Raw genomic sequence first — 20,731 nt, 5'->3', positions numbered from 1 at the left:
ATCCATCCTAGGCGTCCGTCGCTTGGAGAACGCCGTATCGAATACGCCTGCGGCGAAGCTCGCGGCGGGCGCTGGGCGAAGCCTATGTAAGCGCTATGAAGCAGGGCAGGTGGCCAGGCCGGAGGTGCTGCCTCCCGAGCTGATCGCCTTCAGTGCGGCGAGCGAGTCGTCCAGCGTCTTCACCGCGAAGACGTGCAGCCCCGACGGGATGTGTCCGGTGACCTCGTTGCAGTTCGTCGCGGGCGCCAGGAAGTACGTGGCTCCCCCGGTGTCCCTCGCTGCGTACATCTTCTGCCGGATGCCGCCGATCGGGCCGATGTTGCCCTCGTTGTCGATCGTGCCGGTGCCCGCGACCTTCTTGCCGCCGTTGAGGTATCCAGGGGTGAGCTGGTCCATGATCCCGAGCGCGAACATCTGGCCGGCGCTCGGCCCTCCCACGTTGTCGAGCTGGATCTTCACGTCGAACGGGAAGGTGTAGTCCATTCCTGCTCCGATGCCGAGGACCGTCTGCGCGCCCGACTTCACGGGCGTGATCGACACCGTGGATGCCGCGCCTCCGCGGATGATGCCGACCTCGGCCGCCTTGTCCGTGCCGTTCTTGTCGATCAGTTCGCGCAGGGTCGCGACGCCGGGCACCGGCTCGCCGTTCACGCTGGTGATCTCGTCGTCCACCTTCAGCACGCCGGCTGCCGGTGTCCCCTTGATGACCTGCTTGACCGCGACGGCCTCCGGGAAGTCGTAGCCGAGGTGGTTGAGGGCGGCGGCCACCGCATCCTGCTGCGAGTTGACCATCAGGGCGGCGTTCTCCGCGTTGGACTGCTCGGTGGTGGTGCCGGGCGGGAAGACGACGTCCACCGGCAGCACGGCCTTGCTCGGCTGGAACCAGGCGGAGATGATGTCGAACCAGCTGGGCCGCTGGTCCGGGTTGCCGACGACGGAGACGGTCAGCAGGTCGAGGGAGCCGGCCGTCGGGTACGTCTTCTGCGACGGGATGCTGATCAGCGGCTTCGCCTTGTCGCTCTCCTTCGACCCGACCGGCTGGTCCTTCCCGAGCGTGTTGAAGACGGGACCGGGCTGCTCGATCACGAACGGCGCCGGCGCGACCGCGAGCACGAGGGTCAGCGCGAAGGCGACGCCGACGGCGATCCATCCCGCGATCACCCGCCGGGGAGGGGCGACCCTGGTGGTGCTCTCCTCCGCAGGCGGCTGCAGTTCGTCGTCGCTGAAGAGGCTCACGCACTGTCCCTTTCGTGTGGTGCATCGGCTGGTCGCTCGTCTGTTCGCCACGGGCGCACATCCAGAGCCCGAGCCTAGGCCAATTCTCACCCGGCGCCGTCGTACACGGTCTAGCGTAGATTCCAAGCCTGAAAGCCGGACCACACGAAAGAGGCGTAACGATGGCCGACGATCCCAACAAGGAACCGGACGACGAGCTGGCCCGCCTGCTGCGCGAGATGCTCTCCGGAAACGCGTCCATCGACCCGAGCCAGCTGGCAGGGGCCGCAGGACTGCCGAGCGATCCAGCGAGCATCCAGGCCCTGATCGGCCAGCTGCAGAACGCGATGCGAAACACCGACGGCGGCATCAACTGGGACCTCTCGCTCGAGCAGGCCCGCACGCTCGCGTCCGAGGGCGCCCACTCCGTCACCCCGGCCGAGCGCGCGACGCTCGACCAGGCGTTCAACGTCGCCGCCCTCTGGCTCGACCAGGTCACCACGGTGTCCGAGCTCACCAGCCCGCCCCAGCTGATCGGCCGCGCGGAATGGGCGAGGCAGACGATGCCGCTCTGGACGCAGCTCGCGGAGCCCGTCGCCCTCAGCATCTCCGACGCGCTCACCCGCGTGCTCACCGAGCAGGCGCCGGAAGAGATGCAGGGGATGCTCGCCAACGCCGGGCAGATCATGCGCAGCGTCGGAGGAGCCCTCTTCGCGATGCAGCTCGGCCAGGTGGTCGGCCAGCTCGCCAAGGAGGTCGTCTCCGGCGGTGACATCGGCATCCCGCTGCTCGCCGACGGCCAGGCGGCCCTGCTCCCCCAGAACGTCGCCGAGTTCGGCGACGGCCTCGACATCCCGGCCGACCAGGTGCAGCTCTACCTCGCGGTGCGCGAGCTCGCCCACGCCCGCCTGTTCCGCCACGCCAAGTGGCTGCGGCTGCAGCTGATCACCCAGATCACGGCCTTCGCCAAGGGCATCACCATCGACACCGACCGGCTCGAAGAACTGGCGGAGGGCTTCGACCCCTCCAACCCGGAAGAGCTGCGCGAGGCGATGGTCAGCGGCGCGCTGATCCCGCCGAAGACCGAGGAGCAGCAGGAGGCGCTCGCCCGCCTGGAGACGGTGCTCGCGCTCGTCGAAGGCTGGGTGGATGTGGTCACCGCCAACGCCACCCGGCTGCTGCCGAAGGCGGACGCCATCGCGGAGATGGTCCGCAGGCGCCGCGCATCCGGTGGCCCGGCCGAGTCGGCGTTCGCGACGCTCGTCGGCCTCGAACTGCGCCCCCGCAGGCTGCGCGACGCCGCCGCGATGTGGCAGGCCGTCACCGACGCCGTCGGCCAGGAGGCCAGGGACGACCTGTGGTCGCACCCCGACCTGCTCCCCCAGTCCAGCGACCTCGACGACCCGTCGGCGATCGTCGCCAGGCTCACCGCCACCGCGAACGGCCAGGAGCCGGAGCGCGACGCGGTCGACCAGGCCCTCGAAGACCTGCTCCGCGGCGACACGGAGCGACCGACGGAGGAATAGGCCGCCGGTCTGCGAGCTCGCCGGCCTGCCGGATTCAGCGCCGTGCCCTTCGGGGCGCGGCGCTTTTTTCGTTCGAAGGAGAGCACACAGGTGTTTTAGATAATCAGCCGCATTCAAACTTGTAATGTTTTGTTGATATGTTTGATCTAACGCGCACGTCTCTCGAATCCCGTCCCCGTCGCAGCACCTTCCGCCCGCCAGCTTCCCCAGCGGAGCGGCCGCGCAAGACCTACCGAGGCTTGCAGGCACTCCGCTTCGTCGCCGCTGCCCTCGTCGTCCTCGCGCACGCCACGTACTACACCTCCGAACGGCTCGACCCGTCGATGCGCGTCTGGTACGAGGGCGGGCTCGGCGTCATGCTGTTCTTCGGCATCAGCGGCTTCGTGATGCTTCTCACGGCTGACGGCCGCGGCGGCCGCGACTGGGCGGACTTCGCGCTGCGCCGCGTGATCCGGATCGCCCCGCTCTACTGGATCGTGACCACGATCAAGCTCATCACGCTGGTCGCCGTGCCGTCGCTCGTGCTCCACGCGGCGCTCCGGTGGGACACGACCGTGCTCTCCTACGCGTTCCTGCCGTCGCGCAACATCGACGGCGACGTGCAGCCGCTGTTCGCCGTCGGCTGGACACTGATCTTCGAAATGGCGTTCTACCTGCTGGTCAGCGTCGCCATCGCGCTGCGCGTCGACCCGATCCGGTTCTGCGGCATCGTGCTCTCGCTCGTGTCTCTGGGGAACATCCTGCGCGGACCGGATTGGCCGGCCTGGGCGTTCTATTTCGACCCGATCGTGCTGTTCTTCCTCGCCGGGATGGTGCTGGCCCGCTGGACGATCCGGCGCAACACACGTTCGGCCCTGCTGTGGGGTGCGTGGATCGTCGCGCTCTGGACGCTCATCGAGTTCGTCGGCCCGTACGCCTCGGGCAACGCGGTGAGCGTGATCACCTGGGTGGCGATCGTGGGCATCCTGCTCGTCGCCGTCCTGTTCGAGGACCGCATCTCCCCGTTCATCCCGCGCTGGCTGACCTGGCTGGGCGACGCGTCGTACTCGCTGTACCTGACGCATCCCCTGATCGCGCCTGCCGTTCCCGCGGCACTCGCCATCGTCGGGCTGACCGGGGCGCGGTTCGGCTGGGTGAGCGTGACACTGGCGCTCGGCGTCGCCGTTGTCGCGTCGTGCGTGTGCTACCTGATCGTCGAGCGGCCGACGACGCGCGGGCTCAACGGGCTGCGGAAGCGGTGGGCGACGAGGAAGCACGGTGCGCACGCCCGCTGAGCGTGTGGACGGCGCCTCCGGCTTGTGGATAACTCCCGCGCTGCCCGGCCGGCTGCGGGATGATGCCGGGATGGTCTACGCACTCGATCCCCGCATCCACCGGGTCTGGCGGTCGCCCAGTACCCTGCAGTTCGGAGTGGACACGGCGGTGCTGACGCTGGACGACCTGAGCAACGCGGACGAGCGGATGCTCGTGGCGCTCGACGCCGGGGTGACGATGTCCGGGCTGCAGATGGTGGCGAGGAGGGCGCGCGCGGACGCCGGGGCTCCCACGCGGCTGCTGGAGCGTCTCGCACCCGTGCTGGCGCCGCCGCCGGAGGCGGAGGGCGAGCGCCCCGTCGTCGTGATCGACGGCGCGGGCCAGACCGCCGCCCGACTGATCGAGGCGCTCGGCGAGGCCGGGGTGGATGCGCGCAGCGGCCTGACCTGGGACGACCCTGCCGTCGACACGGCAGCGGCCGCCGTCGTGGTCGGCTCGTTCGCGGTCGAGCCGGAGCGGCATCGCCGCTGGCTGCGCAGGGACGTGCCGCACCTGGCCATCGTGTTCGGCGACGAGCGGGTGCGCGTCGGGCCTTTCGTCGACCCGGGCGCTGGACCGTGCCTCGGCTGCGTGGACCTGCGGATCACGGACGCCGATCCGGCCTGGCCCGCGATGGCCACGCAGCTGTACACCCGGGATGCGCGGCGCGAGACGCCGCTCGTCGCGGCCGCCGCCTCCGGCGTGGCCGGTTTCGCGGTGCTCGACCGGCTGCGTGGCGGCCGCGCACTCAGCCGGTCGAGCGTGGCGGTCGACTACGGCACCGGCGCGAGAGAGGAGACGGACTGGGCCGCGCATCCGGGATGCGGGTGCCTGGGGTTGCCGGCCGACCCCGCGTGACGCTCAGCGACTGACGGGCACGTGCGGGGCCATCTCGGCGAGGAACCGCGACGGCTGGCGCACCGAGGAGCGACCGGCGTACTGGCCCGACTGCGACCAGCTGAGCTGCAGGTTGCTGCGCGCCCGGGTGATGCCGACGTAGAGCAGGCGGCGTTCCTCGTCGATCTGCTCGAAGCTCTTCGCGTAGCTGATCGGCACGAGCCCCTCGCTCAGGCCGACGAGGTAGACCGACTCCCACTCCAGGCCCTTCGCCGAGTGAAGGGTCGCCAGGGTCACGGCGGACAGGGTCGGCTCGTGCTGGCCGGCCTGTCGGGTGAGCAGTTCGTCGGTGAAGCGACGGAACGACGTGCCGGGCGGCATCGTGTCGACCAGGCCCATGATGGCGTTCAGCGACTCCCAGCGGTCGCGCACGGCGCCCCGTGTCTCCGGCGGCTCCTGGCTCCAGCCCAGCGAGCGCAGCACGTCGCTGACCGACTTGAAGAGCGGTTCGTCGCCGACCGCGACGCTGGCTGCGCGGAGCGACATGATCGCCTGGCGCACCTCCGGCAGGTCGAAGAAGCGCTTCGAGCCGCGGATCTGGTAGCTGATGCCGAGATCGCCGAGCGCCTGCTCGATGGCGGCGGCCTGCACGTTCACCCGGTAGAGGATCGCGATGTCCTCCGGCTTCGCCCCCGCCGCGAGCTCTGCGGCGATCTTCTGGGCGACGGCGCGGGCCTCGTCCCGGTCGCTCTCGTACGCCGTCGGCGACGGGATGCCCGGCGCAGCGGAGTCGGCCGCACCCGGCGTGGCCGCACCCGTAGCCGCCTCGCCCGGCGTCGCCACCACCGCTGCCGCCGAGTGCAGCGTCAGCGCGCCCGCACGGCCGCGCATGAGCCGGTTCGCCGCATCCACCACGGCGGGCGTCGAGCGGTAGTTCTGCTCCAGCCGCACCACCGTCGCCCCCGGATGCGTCCGCTCGAAGTCGAGCAGGTACGCGCTGCGCGCCCCGGCGAACGAATAGATCGTCTGGCTGGCGTCGCCGACGACGCAGACGTCGCGTCTGCCGCCGAGCCACAGATCGAGGAGCTGTTGCTGCAGCGGGGAGACGTCCTGGTATTCGTCCACCACGAAGAAGCGGTACTGCTCGCGCACCTGCATCGCCACGGCCGGCTCGATCTCGATCATCCCCGCGCAGACGAGCAGCACGTCCTCGAAGTCGATCTGCTTCCGCTCGTCTTTGAGGTCTTCGTACGTCTGCAGCATCAGCACCAGCTGCTCGGCGGTGAGGGTGCCCGGCACGGTGCGGTCCGCGACGGCGGAGGCGTACTGCTCGATGCTGAGTCCGGACACCTTGCGCCACTCCACCTCGGCGGCCACGTCGCGCAGGGTCGCCGTGTCGACACGCAGTTTCAGGCGCTCTGCCGCCTGGCCGAGCACCCTGCCCTTGCCGTCGAGCACGCTCGGCAGCTGGCCGCCGACCACCTGCGGCCAGAAGAAGTTCAGCTGGGACAGCGCAGCGGCGTGGAAGGTGCGCGCCGCGACACCGCCCGCGCCCAGCTGGCGCAGCCTCCCGCGCAGTTCGGCAGCCGCACGGTTGGTGAAGGTGAGCGCCATCACGCGGTTCGGCGCGTACGCACCGGAGGCCACGCCGTACGCGATGCGATGCGTGATCGCGCGCGTCTTGCCCGTTCCAGCACCGGCCAGGATGCAGACCGGCCCGAGCAGCGCCTCGGCGGCGACCCTCTGCTGCGCATCCAGCCCGTCGAGCAGACTGTCCGGATTCACCGTGCCGCCCCGGTCACCGCGCCACCGGAGCCTCGTCCAACGATCCGCCGTACCAGTCTTCGATCAGGGCGCGGGCGATCGAGGACCGGCCGGGCAGGATGACCTGCTCGCGCGCCTCCCACAGCTCGGTGCGGCTGAACCAGCGCAGGTCGAGGATCTCCTCCCCGTCCGGTGCGAGCCCGGACGGCGCCTGGTCGTCGGCCAGCCGGGCCGTGAAGCCGACCATCACCGATGCGGGGAACGGCCACGGCTGCGACCCCTTGTACTGCGGGTCGACCACCCGAATGCCCGCCTCCTCGAAGATCTCACGCTGCACGGCGGACTCGAACGACTCCCCCGGCTCGACGAAACCGGCCAGCAGCGAGTATCGCGAGTTCTCCCACATCGCGTTCGATCCGAGCAGCAGCCGGTCGTCCGCATCCAGCACGGTCACGATCACGGCGGGGTCAGTGCGCGGGAACACCTCGGAGCCGTCCTCGAAGCAGCGGCGCACCCAGCCGGCCTGCTCCACGACGGTCGGCGTGCCGCAGCGCGGGCAGTGGGTGTGGGAGGCGTGCCAGTTGGCGATCGCGAGCGCCTCGGTGAACAGCCCGGCGTCACGGTCGGTGAGCGCGGTGGCGACGGTGCGCAGGTTCCCCCAGCGGGCCTCATCCGGTTCGAGCTCCTGCGCGGCGGCGTCGGTCAGCACTTCGAGCACGACGGCCGTGCCGGCGGGCTCCGCGTCGCTCGCGACGAGCGTGCGTCCCAGGTAGACCCTGACCAGTGCCGAGGTCACCCGTTCGACGGGAAGCAGCTCGAGCGCGGCAGCGCCGGCACCGGATGCGCCCCAGCCGTCCGCGGCGGGCGTCGCCGCCTCCACGCTGTCCGCCGTAAGCAGCGCCCTGCCCTTCCAGAGCGCGAGCACGCGCGTCGACGGCTCCTCCCAGAGCTCGTCGAACAGCGCTGGACGCGACCGGGAGACATGATCGCGGTCGACGGCGTGACGCGAGAGCGGCAGCGAATCGAATGGGATGGGCGACATCGAGGTCCTTTCGGGGCGTGGCGAACGGCTCACGCGGGGAAGTCCAATTAACCTTGGCGCATGGCCAGATCCCATCTCACTCTAGCCGCGCTGGCCACTTCGGCCGTGCCGGGGCTCGAGGTCTCCGGTGCCCGCAGCTACACACTCGGGGGCGCGGGCGAGTTCGACTCCGCGCTGCTCAGCGGGCGGGACGGCGGAACGTCGGTCATCCGGGTTCCCACGTCGCAGGCGGCGGAGACCGAGCAGAGCGCCGACCTGGTCGCCCTGCGCGCGCTGACCACCGGCATCCGCAGCCGCCTCCCGTTCGACGTGCCGACCTATCTCGGCCAGGCTCCCGTCGGCGGCACGCGCGCGATCGTCTACGACTTCCTGCCCGGCCACCACATCGACGTCGACGACATCCCGCCCGGCGACGGCCTGGCCGGATCGATCGGGCACGCCATCGCGGCCATCCACACGCTCCCGACCAACTTCGTCGGCGAGGCGGGACTCCCGGTGCTGAGCGCCGCGGAGTGCCACACGTCCACCACGGCCCTGATCGAGTCCGCCGCATCCACCGGTCTGCTGCCCAGTGCGCTCCGCGACCGCTGGCGCGATGCGTCGGCCGACCAGTCGCTCTGGCAGTTCCAGCCCACCGTGGTCAACGGGGCCCTCACCGCCGACTCGTTCCTGGTGGAGGACGAGACCGTGCTCGCCGTGCTCGGCTGGTCGGCGCTGCGCGTCGGCGACCCTGCACGTGACCTGCACTGGCTTCTCGCGATGAACCCGGAGGCGACGGAGGGCGCGCTCGGCGCATACGCCTCGACGCGCCAGGTCGCCACCGACCGCCAGTTCACGCAGCGCGCGATGCTGTACGCGGAGCTCGAGGTCGCCCGCTGGCTGCTGCACGGCCGCGAGGTGCGCGACCAGAGCATCGTCGACGACGCCGTGCAGATGCTCGACGGCCTGGTCGACCGGGTGCACAGCAATGCGGTCACCCCGCTGTCGACCGCGACGGGACCGATCCTCGCGATCGACGACGTCGAGGCGATGCTCGACCGCACGCCGGGCGACCGCAGCTCGGATGCCTACGGTCACGCCGGCGGGATGAAGCCCGTCGAGGAGGACCAGAGCGACCGCAACTCCTCCGCGGAGTAGAGCCGCTCAGGCCGGATGACCTCGTCGTCGGCCACGAAGTAGAAGACGGCGTCGATCTTCTCCGGGTCGACGCCGGCGTACTGCGCGTACGCCAGCCGGTAGAGGGCGAGCTGGAGCTGCTTGCGTTCGAGGTCGGCGGCGTCGCGCGGCGCCTTGCCGGTCTTCCAGTCGACGATCTGATGGCTGTGCACGCCGTCGTCCGCCGGGTAGACCGCATCCAGTTTGCAGACCACCACCTGCCCGGCGAGCGTGACGTGGATCTCGATCTCCACCTCGTCCGGGCGGCGGCCCGCCCACTCGCTCGCCGCGAAGGTGCGCTGCAGCTCGGCCAGCTGCTCGGCCTCGAGCTGCTCCCCTGCCGGGTCGTCCAGTTCGTATGCCGCGGCGTCGATGACGTCTGCAGCTCCCGCCACCGTGCCGTATCGCTGCTCCACCCAGCCGTGGAACAGGGTGCCGAGACGGGTCTGCCGGTACGGGCGCTCGGGCATCGGGCGGCGGAGGGCTGCCGCGACGGACCCGGGATCGGTGACGTAGTCCTTGAACCGCGAGGCGGGGATGCGCGTCGGCAGCTCGACCAGGCCGGCGTCGTCGAGGCGGCGGGCACGCTCGGCGAGCAGCAGGTCGAGGTCGGCGGCGTAGATTCCTCCGTCGCCTGGCCCGCGCTCTAGCGCGTTCCTGACGGCCGCTGCGGCGGCGTGCACCCTGTCGTGCCGCACGCCGAGCGGGTCGAGCGGCCACGTCACCGTCTGCGCGTCGAGCGCGAACGGGTTCTCGTCCGGCTCAGCGCACTCCGGGAACGCGTCGTCCGGAAGCAGACCGGCGGCCTGCAGCTCGAGCAGGTACGCGCCAGGTCCGCGCGGCTTCTTCTGCGTCGACCAGTACGACCCGGAGAGCAGCAGGTGCTCCTTCGCCCGGGTGACGGCGACGTAGACGAGCCTCCGCTGCTCTGCGGCGTGCCGCGCGACGATCTCCTCCTCGAACGCGGTCATCGACTCGTCGATGTCCTTCTGCGTCTCCGCCGTGCGCCAGGCCAGCACGGGCAGCTCGGTGGAGTCTCCGCGGAACTCGTACGGCAGAGCGCCGAACTCGAACCAGCCGCGCTTGCTCTGCGGCCCGCCCGGCAGTTCGCCGTCGACCATCCGCGGCACGGCGACCACATCCCATTCGAGGCCCTTCGACCCGTGGATGGTCAGGATCTGCACCGTGCCGGGCTCCGGCTCCTCGCTGCGCGGCGCGAGGTTGTCTCTGCGCTCCGCCTCGGCCAGCCAGGCGAGGAACGAGCCGAGCGTGGCCTGATCGTCGCTGGCCAGATAGGAGGAGACCTGCTCGGCGAACGCGTCGAGGCTCGCCTGGCCGAGCTGGGCTGTCTCGTTCGCGGCCACCTCGATGTCGAGCAGCAGTTCCTGCTGCACCAGCGTCACCAGGTCGAGCAGGTCGAGACCGACCCTGGATCGCAGATGGTCGAGCTGGCGGCCGGCCTCGCGCATCCTGTGCAGGCCGGCCTCGCTGAACCCGGCCAGCTGGGAGTGCCCGTCCTTCGCCTCGACCACGAAGTCGAGGGCGTCGACGAGGGACGCGGACTCGTCGCCCGCCACCGACTGCCGCAGGCGCCTGCGCACCTCGGGATCGAGCTCCTGGAACCGGTGGTCGCGCGCTGCGAGCCAGGATGCGACGTTCCGCAGCGCCTGGATGTCCTTCGGCCCGATCCGCCAGCGCGCTCCGGTGAGCAGCCGGATCAGCTCGGAGCCGGCCGTCGGGTCGTGCATGACGCGCATGGCGCTCACCAGGTCGGCGATCACCGGCTGCTCCAGCAGGCCGCCGAGCCCGAGCACGTGATACGGGATGTTCCTCCGCGAAAGCGCCGCGGTGAAGACGTCGATCTTCTTGAGCGACCGGCAGAGCATGGCGGCGCTCGGCACGGCACCGCGCGCATCCCGGGTGGCCAGGCGAGCGCCCAGCCACGCGGCGACCGCTTCCGCCTCGTCGGCGACGGTCTGCTCGAAGACGGCGAGCAGCTCGCCCTTCTCCGCGCCGGGCCTCGGCTGCAGCTGCTCGACGTGGACGGGCGAGCTCGCGGTCAGCGGGGCGACCAGCGCGTTGGCGGCGTCGAGCACGCTCGTGGGGTTGCGCCAGCTGGTGCTGAGCGCGTACTCGGCGGCGCCGTCGCGGGTGCCGGTGAAGTCGAGCGAGAACCGGCCGAGGTTGGCGGCGCTCGCCCCTCGCCAGCCGTAGATGGACTGGTGCGGGTCGCCGACCGCCATGACGGCCTGCCCGCCGAACAGGCCCGAGAGCAGGCGGGTCTGCACCACGGAGGTGTCCTGGTACTCGTCGAGCAGCACCACCCGGTAGCGGGACCGGTAGTCGTCTGCGACGGACGGAACGCGCTCGCTGACGCGCAGCGCGAGCGCGACCTGGTCGGAGTATTCGACGAAGCCGCGGCGCACCTTCTCCGCCGCGAACTGCTCCGCGAGGTCGAGCAGCGGAGGGAGCGCACCGACCACCTGGATGGCCGCGCGCACGGAGGCGTACAGCTCCTTGACCCTCCCGCTGCCGGTGGGCAGGTCGGCGATGGTCTGGAACCGCTCGGTCATCCGCAGCACGTCCGCAGCCTCGACCACGTTCTCGCTGAGCGCGCGGCTGAGCGAGATGACGGCCGAAGTGACGGTGTCGACGCTCTTCTCGAGCTCGACCAGCCGGTCGTCGGTGCTCGTCACCACGAGGCGGCGGGCGACCTGCCACGCCGACGCCTCGCTGAGCACGGCGGACTCCGGCTCTCGCCCGATCAGCAGCGCGTTTTCGCGGAAGATCGCGTTGGCGAACGCGTTGTACGTCGCCACCTCCGGCGCGTCGAACGGGTCGAACTCGATGTCGGTCAGCCCGGACGCCACCAGCTGCTCGATGCGCTTCCTGATGCGGATCGCCAACTCACCGGCCGCCTTGCGGGTGAAGGTGAGGCCGAGGATCTCCGGCACCCTGACGTGCCCGTTGGCGAGCAGCCAGACCACCCGGTTGGCCATCGTCTCCGTCTTGCCGCTGCCTGCGCCGGCCACGACGATCGCCGGTTCGAGCGGCGCCTCGATCACGGCCTGCTGCTGCAGCGTGGGGGTGGGCAGCCCCAGCGCCTCCGCGATCTCGACCGCACTGATCCTGCGCACGGGTCGGGGATGCTCCTCGTGCGCGAGCGTGAACGCCTGCTCCACGAAGTCGAGCGTCGCCTCGTCCGCTCCCCACTCCAGCAGGCCGTCGCCGTTCTCCTCGATCATGGGCGCCCCCCGATCATGCGCTGACCGCCGGAACGAGGTGGATGCGGTACTCGTACTTCGCGTGCGGGTCCCTGTCTCCGAGGTCGACCACTCCGGCGAACGTGCTGCCCGCCATCCCGGCCGCTGCCTGCTCGACCCTGGCCTTCAGTCGGTCGAGCCCGTCGCCGTCGACCCGCTCCTGGGCCACCTCCCTGTAGCTCTTTCCGCGCACGCCCTTGCTCACGTAGAGCAGCTTCGCGCCGCCGGACGGGGCGCCCTCCGCCGCATCCACTGCCCCGTGTTCCAGGGCGAGCTGGTACGCGCCGAGCTGGGCGTGCCCGGCCACCTGCGCGGCGCTCGGCACGGTGTTGCCTGTCTTGAGGTCGACGATGACGATTGTTCCCTCCGGAGTGCGTTCGACGCGGTCGATGGTGCCGCGGATCAGCGCGCGGCCGACGGAGAGCTCGAACGCGCCCTCCGAGCCGAGCAGCGCCCCTCCCGCCCGCTCGAAGTCGCGCAGGTACTCGGAGACGCCCTCTGCGAGCTTCCTGGTGCGCCTGCGCTCCTTCTCCTCGAGCCACGGGGACTCGAACTGCAGCTCGTTCCAGCGTTCCTCGACGCCGCGCCAGACGCGTTCGACGCTGAGGTCGCCGTCCGGCTCGGTGCTGACCTGCTCCATCACCGCGTGCACGACGGTGCCGATCCCGGCGGCGAGGCCGCTCGGCGAGGACGCCATCGCGTCGACGAACCAGGCGAGCGGCGACTTCTCGAAGGTCTCCAGGCGCGACGGGGAGACCCTGACCACCGCATCCGGATCGTCGAGGTCGACCAGCGGCTCCTCGGTCGACGGCGCGATCAGGCCGTACCAGTCGTCCGGGCTCGCGCCCTCCACCTCCGCGGCAGCGAGACGCGCGAGGGCGTCGGCCGCATCCGGGGCGCCGGTGGTGACCAGCCGCCGCCTCAGCCGCCCGACCATCCCGCGCAGCGACAGTGGATGCACGGAGTCGTCCGTGTCGTCGTAGGCCAGATCGCCGGCGAGCCGGAGGAACGGGGACGGCTGCTCGTCGTCGTTGGCGGTGGCCGTGAGGATGACCTGCGTGCGCGCCCTGGACACCGCGAGCGCGAACATGCGGAGCTCGTCGCCGAGCACCTGGGCGCGTTCGTCCACTGTGTCCGATGTGGTTCCGGCGAGTGCGTCCGCGAGCGCCTGGGGGTGCAGCAGGGAGCCGCGGAGGCGCAGGTTGGGCCAGACGCTCTCCTGCAGGCCTGCGACGGCGACGATGTCGAACTCGGCGCCGATGGTGGCGCTCGGGGTGCAGACCAGCACGGCCTCCCCCGCCGTCTGCGCGGCGAGGGTGTCTTCCGGGACCTCTGCGCCGAGCAGTTCGACGACGAAGTCGGACGCGGGACGTTCCGGATAGCGCTCGACGAACCGCCTGGCGGCGGTGAAGAGCGCGACGACGCCGTCGAGGTGGCGGTTGGCCTCGTCGGCGACGATGCCGCTGCGCTCCGACTGCTCCAGCCAGCGCTTGGCGAGCCCGCTGCGCTCCCAGGCGTGCCAGAGCAGTTCCTCGATAGTGGCGCCGTTCTGCGCCTTCTCGCGTCCGGCCGCGATGGTTTCAGCGAGCCGGGATGCGCGGCGTGCCGGGGCGGAGTCGATGGTGGAGAACCGGCCGGGCGCGCTCAGCGCCTCCACGAGGAGGTCGTCGGCCGAGCGGTTGCCGTCGCCGGCCAGCTCCTCCTGGCGGAGGGCCAGCCGCAGGCGGCGCAGGCTGATGCCGTCGAGGCCGCCGAACGGCCCGAGAAGCAGGTCGGAGACCACGGGAGGGTCGAGCTCGACGGCGCCGAGCTCCACGCCGACGACCGTGATCAGCTGCCGGGCGGCGAAGTCGTCGCGCAGAGCGCGCCCTGCGACGCTGGTCCTGGTCGGCACCTCGGCGACCGCGAGCGACCTGGCGAGGCCAGGCACGTGCGCGCCGGAGCGGACGACGACGGCCATCCTGTTCCACGGCACACCGTTCATCAGGTGCTGCTCCCGCAGCCTGCGCGCCAGCCGCGCCGCCTCTGCCGGGGCGGACGACGCCTCGATGCGCACGACCTCCTGGCCGGACGGCGGCGCATCCCGGCCTGCTGCTGCGAGGCGCTGGACGCCGGCCGCCGCCGTGCCGATGCGCTCGGTGACGCGCGTCGTGAGGTCGCGGAGCGCCGGCGTCTGGCGGTGCGCCGTGCCGAGGACGAAGCGCGTGACGGGGACGCCGAGCCGCGCCTCCAGCTGGCCGATGGCCGTCGCCTCCGCCCCGCGGAACGTGGTGGACGCCACATCCGGATCGCCGAACGCCACGATCGCCACGCCGCGGGCGGCGAAGGCGCGCAGCAGGGAGACGGCGGCGAGCGTCGCTTCCTGCAGGTCGTCGACGAAGATCGCCCTCAGCCGGTCGAGCGAGCTGCCGCCGCGCACGACGGACACGGCCTCGGCGATCAGCTCCGACGAGTCGACGAAGGTGCCGCGATAGCTGTCCACCACGCGTTGGTACTCCGCGATGAAACGCGCGGCGGCCCTCCACTCGTCGTGCCCCGTGATCGCGCCCAGCTCGGAGAGCCTGCTGGGTGTGACGCCGAGTTCGACGCAGCGCGCCATCAGCTCGCGCAGCTCGGTGCGGAAGCCGCGGAGGGTGCGCACGTCGGCGACCAGCGGCTCCGGCCAGGCCGGTCCCGTGCCGTCTTCGAGATGGCCGTCGATCAGCTCGGCGATGATCTGGTCCTGTTCGCCGCCGGTGAGCAGGCGGGGCGGCTCCAGTGCCGCCGCCCTGGCGCGCTCCCCCGCGAGCTGGAACGCGAGCGACGTCGCCGTCCTCGCCAGCGGGCCGTTGGTCGGGACGCCGATCCGCAGCGCGAGCCTGTCGCGCAGCCGGGTGGCCGCCGACCGGGATGCGCTGATCGCGAGCACCTCCCCCGTGCCGTAGCCGCGCTGCAGCACCCGCTCGGCGAGCGCCTCGACCAGCGCGGTGGTCTTGCCGGTGCCCGGCGCGCCGATGACGGCACCGGATGCGCCGTCCGGCAGCGCGAGGACGGCCGCCTGCGTGTCGTCGAGTGCGAGGTCGGCCGCCGTCTGCTCCGCGGAAGGCGGCGGTCGGAAACCTCGGATCGTCATGCCTGAAACGCTACCGGCGTCCGCCGACAGAGAACGCGGCGCAGCGCCGCAGGCTGCGTGTCGTAGTCTGAACTCACATCCGCCGGTCAGATTCGAAAGGCACCACACGTGGAGATCCGCATCGGAATCGTCAACGCTCCTCGCGAGCTCAGCTTCGAGTCGTCCCAGACGGCGGAGGAGATCGCATCGCAGGTCGAGGCAGCGCTCTCGAGCGGCACCGGATTCGTCCGCCTCACCGACAACAAGGGCAAGCTGTACGTCGTCCCGACGGCCGGCATCGCATACATCGAGATCGGTTCGGACGAGTCGCGCCGCATCGGCTTCGTCGGCTAGATTCGCCAGCGTGGAACTGCTCTTCGTCGCGCTCGGCGGGGCCATCATCGGCCTCGCCGCCCGCTATCTGCTGCCGAACCGTCACACGCACGGCGCCGTGCTGATGCCCGCTCTCGGGGTCATGGTGTCGAGCGTGCTCTGGGTCGCCCTCACCTGGGCAGGCCTGAAGTGGAACGGCGGCTGGATCTGGTGGATCACGCTCCTCGGCACCGCCCTGGTGGTCGCCGTGGTCGACGTGGTCATCGGCCGTGTCCGCACCGCGCACGACGACCGGATGCTCGCCGACCTCACCAAGGGCGCCGTCGCGCGCTGAAGCCGTCCCACCGGCTCCGCTCGAACGGAATCCGCGCCCGACACGCCGCCGCACTCTCCGTAACTGCGGAGATCCCGGCCGTTGCGCCCGCATCCTCCGCAACGACGGAGATCCCGGCCACGCGCGCCTTCTCCGACGCAACGGACCTCCGCGTCGCGCCCGATCCGTTCGGGCGGAGTTTCGGGCCGATGCGCCGAGTTTCTCCGCTCGGGCGGAGAACCCGGCGGCGTGTCACGGCAGAACTCCGGTCGAACACCCGCTGCCGATGGGGCCGCGTCGGCCCGAGGCCGCGTCAGGCCAGGAGGCCGCGTCAGGCCGTGAGGCCGCGTCAGGCCGTGAGGCCGAGGGCGTCCATCCTGCGGGTGTGCGCCGCGATGAGCTCGGTGAAGATCGGCTCGATGCGCTCGTCGTCTTTCGCGGGGTTGCCGGACAGGTGCAGCGCCGAGCGTGCGACGAGGAGCGTGTCGCCCACCAGGCGCCTCCCCCACATCGCCAGGCGCGACGACAGCCGCTGGTCGGCCTCGATCTCGTCGCGCAGCACGTCGAGCACGCCCTCCTGGCCGCCGTCCGAGCCGAGCAACTGGGCGATGCGCGGGCCGACGTCGCCGGGGAGCCCGGCCGCCAGGCGGATGAAGAAGTCGTCGAGCAGGCCGCTCGTCACCAGCACGGCCAGCAGTGTCTCGCGCCAGTCCGTCCCGGTCGTCAGCGCGCTGAAGCCGTCGATCTCGTCGGCGAACGGCTTCATCACCTCGGCAGGGTCGTCTCCGCGGCGGCGGATCTCCGCCACGACGCCCTGGTGCTTGGACAGCGCGTGGCCGGCCGCCGCAGCCACCTTCTCTTTGGCGGAGAGCGCATCCACCTCTCCGACGACGCGCGAGAGGGTCTGGAACGTCTCCAGCTGGAGGTAGGCGGCCTGGCCGAGATACGGCAGCAGATCGGGCATGACCTCGTGTAGATCGACGCGGATCGCCTGCGTGGGAGTGTTCCGCGGCGTCAGTCGGGGAAGCTCGACCGGGGGCCGGCGTCGGGAGATCCAGGTTGCCACGTACAGCAGTGTAACGGGGACGTCCAGTAAGCTGGTGCCGCCGTCGGCGCTGGATCGACGGCCCTACGCCTGCGAACGAGGAACAAGGCGTAGACCTTCAACTCACGATCGACAGGCATATTCTCTAGTGACTTTCTCTGAACTCAACATCGACCAGGACATGGTCGACGCTCTCGCCGCGAAGGGCATCATCGAGCCCTTCCCCATCCAGGCGCAGACCATCCCGCTCGCTCTCGACGGCCAGGACATCATCGGCCAGGCCAAGACGGGCACCGGCAAGACCTTCGGCTTCGGCCTCCCGATCATCCAGCGTCTCGGACTCCACCCGGAGCCCGGGGTGCAGGCACTCGTCGTCGTCCCCACCCGCGAGCTGTGCGTCCAGGTCTTCGAAGACCTCTCCCAGGCGGCGGCGAACCGCGACACCGAGGTCGTCGCCATCTACGGCGGCAAGGCGTACGAAGGCCAGATCGCCCAGCTCAAGTCGGGCGCGCAGATCGTCGTCGGCACGCCGGGCCGTCTGCTCGACCTCGCCGGCCAGCGACTCCTCAACCTCTCCAACGTGCGCGAGATGGTGCTCGACGAAGCGGACAAGATGCTCGACCTCGGCTTCCTCGCCGACATCGAGAAGCTGTTCGCGCAGACCCCGGCAACGCGCCACACCATGCTGTTCTCCGCGACCATGCCCGGCCCGATCGTCGCCCTGGCGCGCCGCTTCATGACGCGCCCCATCCACATCCGCGCGACCGACCCGGACGAGGGCCAGATCCAGGCGAACATCAAGCACCTGATCTACCGCGCCCACTCGCTCGACAAGGACGAGGTCGTCGCCCGCATCCTGCAGGCGGAGGGCCGCGGCAAGACCGTGGTGTTCACACGCACCAAGCGCGCGGCGGCCAAGCTGGTCGAGGAGCTCAACGACCGCGGCTTCAACGCCGCCGCCGTGCACGGCGACCTCAACCAGGAGCAGCGCGAGCGCGCGATGGCCGCGTTCAAGGCCGGCAAGAAGGACATCCTGATCGCCACGGACGTCGCGGCCCGCGGCATCGACGTCGACGACGTGACCCACGTCATCAACCACACCATCCCGGACGACGAGAAGACCTACCTGCACCGTGCAGGCCGCACGGGACGCGCCGGCAAGACCGGCATCGCCGTCACGTTCGTGGACTGGGAAGACCTGCACAAGTGGGCGCTCATCAACCGCGCCCTCGAGTTCGGCCAGCCGGAGCCGACGGAGACGTACTCGTCGTCGCCGCACCTGTACTCCGACCTGGACATCCCCGCCGGCTCCAAGGGCCGCCTGAAGGCGACGCCCGCGGTGAAGGCCGACGGCGCGCAGCGCTCGGGCGGACGCTCGGACGGTGGACGCTCTGAAGGCGGTCGCTCCGAGGGTGGTCGCTCAGAGGGCGGACGCTCCGGCGGATCCGACGCTGCCGGCGACAGCCAGCGCAGCCGTCGCCGCACCCGCGGTGGCCGCCCGAGCGGAGCAGGCTCGGCCGAGACCGCCCCGGCGACGGACACCCCGGCATCCGGAACCCACGACGGCGGAGGAGCAGAGCACCACGACGGCAACAGCGCACCGCGCCGCCGTCGTCGTCGCTCCCGCGGCGGAGCCCCGACGGCTCCCACCGCCTGACCAGCGCCAGGACCAATCGAGTCCGGACTTATTCACGCACCGCTCCGGCGTGTCGCGTGAATAAGTCCGGACTCGATTTCTTAGTACCAGTTGTAGCCGATCTCGTGGGTCCAGGCTCCGCAGGGTGAGCCGTAGCGGCCGCTGATGTAGCCCAGACCCCAGTTGATCTGCGTGCGGTAGTTGGTCATCCAGTCGCCGCCCGCCGACGACATCTTGCTCGCGGGAAGCGACTGCGGGATGCCGTATGCGCCGCTCGAGGTGTTGTACGCGTCGGTGCGCCAGCCGGACTCCTGGTTCCAGAGCCGGATCAGGCAGCCCATCTGGTCTCCACCCCAGCCGTACGACCCGAGCACACTGGACGCGTAGTTCTGCGCTCCGGCCGGGTCGACGTCGACACCCGGAGGTGGGGCGAAGCCGTCCGCCCCTCCGTCGCCCGCCGCCGCTGCGGCCGCTGCGGCCTGCGCTGCCGCCGCCTGCGCCGCCGCGACACCCTCCGCGTACTTCTGCTCCACCGACGCCTCGGTGTTCTTCAGCGCGGCGAGCTGCGCGTACAGGGTGGTGGCGTGCTGCTTCTGGTCGGCGAGCTGCGCATCCGCCGCCTGCTTGGCCGCCTTGGCGGCGTCGAGCGCCGTCTTGGCCTGCGTCGCCAGCCCGTCGCGGATGGTGCGGGCCTGGGCGGCCTGCTCGCTGAGGGATGCTGCGAGGTTCTTCTGCGCCGTGGCCTGCGCGAACAGGGTGCTCGCCTGGTCGGCCAGCTTGGAGACGGCACCGAGCTGGTAGAGCAGCTCCGACGACTTGACCGAGCTGTTCCCGGTGAGGAAGAGCCGCAACGACACCTCCGCCCCTCCCGAGCGGGTGAGCTGCTCGGCGAGCTTGCCGCTCTGCGAGCGCAGAGACGCCGCCTTGGTGCTCGCCGCCGTCGCGGCCGTCCGCAGGTCGTCCGCCTTCTGCGTCGCCGCCTGCAGGGCGGCCTCCGCCTGCCCGTACTCGCCCGCGCGCTTGATCGCGAGGTCGCCTGCGGCGTCCGCGGAGGTCTGCAGCGAGGCGAGCAGACCGTTGATGCGGTCCACCTCCGCCTGACTGGCCGCGGCGTTGGCCTTCGCCGCCTGCACGTCGTCCCACGACGGATACGAGGTGTCCGCGACGGCAGGGGATGCTCCTCCCGCCGTCACGATGGCGGCGACCAGCACCGCGGCCGCTGCCGCTGCTGACCAGCTCCGTCGGCTCACGCCTGACCTCGTCTCCCGTGCTCGATCCTGGGCTCCGTGCTTCGAACCCCGACCCAGGCTAAGCAGAAAACCTCAGGACGCGTAGAAGGGCGCCGCGCCTGTCGCTTCTTCGATGATCCTGTCAACAACCTCAGGATCGGTCGTGTTCTCCCCCAGCCGGTTCGGTTTCCCGTCGCCGTGGTAGTCGCTCGACCCGGTCACGGCGAGCCCGAACTTCGCGGCCAGTTCGTGCAGTCTGGCCTTGCCGTCCTCGGTGTTCTCCCTGTGGTCGATCTCCAGGCCGAAGAGGCCGGCATCCACCAGCCGGGCGAGCCGCTGCTCCGGTATGACCCTGCCGCGCCCGCCCGTCGCCGGATGCGCGAGCACGGGGACGCCGCCCGCCTCGCGGATGAGACGCACCCCGGTCAGCGGCTCCGGAGCGTAGTGCGGCTGATAGTAGCCGCCTCGCCAGTGCAGGATGCCCGCGAAGGCGGCGCTGCGGTCGCTGGCGAGCCCGCGGGCGACGAGGGCGTCCGCGATGTGCGGGCGTCCGACGGTCGCCCCCTCTGTGGCCTGGTCCATCACGTCGGCCCAGGTGATGTCGTAGTCTTCCGCGATGCGGTTGACCATCTCCTCCGCCCTGGTCAGCCGGCCCTCCCGGATGCGCGCCGTCTCCGCCACGAGCGCCGGGTTCTGCGGGTCGAAGAGGTAGCCCAGCATGTGCACGCTGGCGAACTCGATGCGCGTGCTGAGCTCCATGCCGGGGAGGACGGTGACGCCCACCTCTGCTCCGGCGGCCGCAGCATCCAGCCAGCCGGCGGTGGAGTCGTGGTCGGTGAGCGCGACCGTGCCGAGCCCGGCGACCGCTGCAGCCCGCACCAGCTCCGCCGGTGTCTCGGTGCCGTCGGAGACGGACGAGTGGGTGTGCAGGTCGATGGGACCACGGAAGCGTCGCACATCAGCCATGCACTCCATCCTAGGAGTGGAAG

At 71.0% G+C, this 20,731-nt stretch carries 15 protein-coding genes; 7 read left to right on the top strand and 8 right to left on the bottom strand.

The genetic code is table 11. The features are described 5' to 3' along the window. Positions 1-93: 93 nt before the first annotated feature. Positions 94-1,236 (bottom strand): YlbL family protein, encoded by a 1,143-nt coding sequence (locus tag ACN6M5_RS01590; protein WP_434948280.1) that lies wholly within the window; start codon positions 1,234-1,236, stop codon positions 94-96. 161 nt (positions 1,237-1,397) lie between these two features. Between ACN6M5_RS01590 and ACN6M5_RS01585 the strand changes: the two genes are divergently transcribed. From ACN6M5_RS01585 to ACN6M5_RS01575, 3 genes are all read left to right on the top strand, one after another. After that, the gene (locus tag ACN6M5_RS01585) at positions 1,398-2,741 is read left to right on the top strand and encodes a zinc-dependent metalloprotease (protein ID WP_434948279.1); all 1,344 of its coding nucleotides are present in this window, start codon (positions 1,398-1,400) and stop codon (positions 2,739-2,741) included. 239 nt (positions 2,742-2,980) lie between these two features. Beyond that, positions 2,981-4,015 (top strand): acyltransferase family protein, encoded by a 1,035-nt coding sequence (locus tag ACN6M5_RS01580; RefSeq protein ID WP_434948278.1) that lies wholly within the window; start codon positions 2,981-2,983, stop codon positions 4,013-4,015. 70 nt (positions 4,016-4,085) lie between these two features. After that, the gene (locus ACN6M5_RS01575) at positions 4,086-4,892 is read left to right on the top strand and encodes a hypothetical protein (protein ID WP_434948277.1); all 807 of its coding nucleotides are present in this window, start codon (positions 4,086-4,088) and stop codon (positions 4,890-4,892) included. Positions 4,893-4,895: 3 nt separating this feature from the next. Here the strand turns inward: ACN6M5_RS01575 and ACN6M5_RS01570 are convergent, their stop codons facing one another. Both ACN6M5_RS01570 and nudC read right to left on the bottom strand, forming a co-directional pair. Continuing rightward, positions 4,896-6,656: an ATP-dependent helicase gene (locus tag ACN6M5_RS01570; protein WP_434948276.1), complete on the bottom strand. Its 1,761-nt coding sequence runs from the start codon at positions 6,654-6,656 to the stop codon at positions 4,896-4,898. Positions 6,657-6,669: 13 nt separating this feature from the next. Next, complete coding sequence (gene nudC / locus ACN6M5_RS01565; protein ID WP_434948275.1) at positions 6,670-7,677, bottom strand: NAD(+) diphosphatase; 1,008 nt, start codon at positions 7,675-7,677, stop codon at positions 6,670-6,672. A 60-nt stretch (positions 7,678-7,737) separates the two neighbouring features. Between nudC and ACN6M5_RS01560 the strand changes: the two genes are divergently transcribed. Then, complete coding sequence (locus ACN6M5_RS01560) at positions 7,738-8,814, top strand: phosphotransferase (RefSeq protein WP_085369440.1); 1,077 nt, start codon at positions 7,738-7,740, stop codon at positions 8,812-8,814. Here the strand turns inward: ACN6M5_RS01560 and ACN6M5_RS01555 are convergent. Together ACN6M5_RS01555 and ACN6M5_RS01550 are read right to left on the bottom strand one after the other, a co-directional pair. Then, complete coding sequence (locus ACN6M5_RS01555) at positions 8,751-12,077, bottom strand: ATP-dependent helicase (RefSeq protein ID WP_434948274.1); 3,327 nt, start codon at positions 12,075-12,077, stop codon at positions 8,751-8,753. The two genes, ACN6M5_RS01560 and ACN6M5_RS01555, sit on opposite strands and share 64 nt — an antisense overlap. A 13-nt stretch (positions 12,078-12,090) precedes the next feature. Next, complete coding sequence (locus ACN6M5_RS01550; RefSeq protein ID WP_434948273.1) at positions 12,091-15,207, bottom strand: ATP-dependent helicase; 3,117 nt, start codon at positions 15,205-15,207, stop codon at positions 12,091-12,093. Positions 15,208-15,315: 108 nt separating this feature from the next. Here ACN6M5_RS01550 and ACN6M5_RS01545 point away from each other — a divergent pair, with 108 nt between their 5' ends. Beyond that, the gene (locus tag ACN6M5_RS01545) at positions 15,316-15,540 is read left to right on the top strand and encodes a DUF3107 domain-containing protein (protein ID WP_085369437.1); all 225 of its coding nucleotides are present in this window, start codon (positions 15,316-15,318) and stop codon (positions 15,538-15,540) included. 10 nt (positions 15,541-15,550) lie between these two features. Continuing rightward, positions 15,551-15,853: a hypothetical protein gene (locus ACN6M5_RS01540; RefSeq protein WP_085369436.1), complete on the top strand. Its 303-nt coding sequence runs from the start codon at positions 15,551-15,553 to the stop codon at positions 15,851-15,853. A 328-nt stretch (positions 15,854-16,181) separates the two neighbouring features. Here ACN6M5_RS01540 and ACN6M5_RS01535 read toward each other — a convergent pair whose 3' ends face one another. Next, positions 16,182-16,796 (bottom strand): ferritin-like fold-containing protein, encoded by a 615-nt coding sequence (locus tag ACN6M5_RS01535; protein ID WP_434948272.1) that lies wholly within the window; start codon positions 16,794-16,796, stop codon positions 16,182-16,184. Between the two features lie 229 nt (positions 16,797-17,025). Between ACN6M5_RS01535 and ACN6M5_RS01530 the strand changes: the two genes are divergently transcribed. Beyond that, the gene (locus tag ACN6M5_RS01530) at positions 17,026-18,534 is read left to right on the top strand and encodes a DEAD/DEAH box helicase (protein ID WP_434948271.1); all 1,509 of its coding nucleotides are present in this window, start codon (positions 17,026-17,028) and stop codon (positions 18,532-18,534) included. Between the two features lie 80 nt (positions 18,535-18,614). Here the strand turns inward: ACN6M5_RS01530 and ACN6M5_RS01525 are convergent, their stop codons facing one another. Both ACN6M5_RS01525 and ACN6M5_RS01520 read right to left on the bottom strand, forming a co-directional pair. Further along, entirely contained in the window at positions 18,615-19,763 is a 1,149-nt protein-coding gene (locus tag ACN6M5_RS01525) for an aggregation-promoting factor C-terminal-like domain-containing protein (protein WP_434948270.1), read from the bottom strand. Positions 19,764-19,835: 72 nt separating this feature from the next. Continuing rightward, a complete protein-coding gene (locus tag ACN6M5_RS01520) occupies positions 19,836-20,708 on the bottom strand; it encodes a PHP domain-containing protein (RefSeq protein ID WP_085369432.1) in 873 nt (290 codons plus the stop codon). Positions 20,709-20,731 lie beyond the last annotated feature (23 nt).

Origin of the sequence: Leifsonia araucanica (assembly GCF_051161895.1) — a bacterium.
In the GTDB taxonomy this organism is placed as follows: domain Bacteria; phylum Actinomycetota; class Actinomycetes; order Actinomycetales; family Microbacteriaceae; genus Leifsonia.
This window is presented reverse-complemented; position numbering and strand designations above follow the sequence as displayed.

What these genes read in the sequence shown, in the direction of transcription:
- ACN6M5_RS01585 (WP_434948279.1), top strand. Translation starts at nt 1,398, where the DNA reads ATGGCCGACGATCCCAACAAGGAACCGGACGACGAGCTGGCCCGCCTG.
- ACN6M5_RS01575 (WP_434948277.1), top strand. Translation starts at nt 4,086, where the DNA reads ATGGTCTACGCACTCGATCCCCGCATCCACCGGGTCTGGCGGTCGCCC.
- nudC (WP_434948275.1), bottom strand. Translation starts at nt 7,677, where the DNA reads ATGTCGCCCATCCCATTCGATTCGCTGCCGCTCTCGCGTCACGCCGTC.
- ACN6M5_RS01560 (WP_085369440.1), top strand. Translation starts at nt 7,738, where the DNA reads ATGGCCAGATCCCATCTCACTCTAGCCGCGCTGGCCACTTCGGCCGTG.
- ACN6M5_RS01555 (WP_434948274.1), bottom strand. Translation starts at nt 12,077, where the DNA reads ATGATCGAGGAGAACGGCGACGGCCTGCTGGAGTGGGGAGCGGACGAG.
- ACN6M5_RS01550 (WP_434948273.1), bottom strand. Translation starts at nt 15,207, where the DNA reads ATGACGATCCGAGGTTTCCGACCGCCGCCTTCCGCGGAGCAGACGGCG.
- ACN6M5_RS01535 (WP_434948272.1), bottom strand. Translation starts at nt 16,796, where the DNA reads ATGCCCGATCTGCTGCCGTATCTCGGCCAGGCCGCCTACCTCCAGCTG.
- ACN6M5_RS01520 (WP_085369432.1), bottom strand. Translation starts at nt 20,708, where the DNA reads ATGGCTGATGTGCGACGCTTCCGTGGTCCCATCGACCTGCACACCCAC.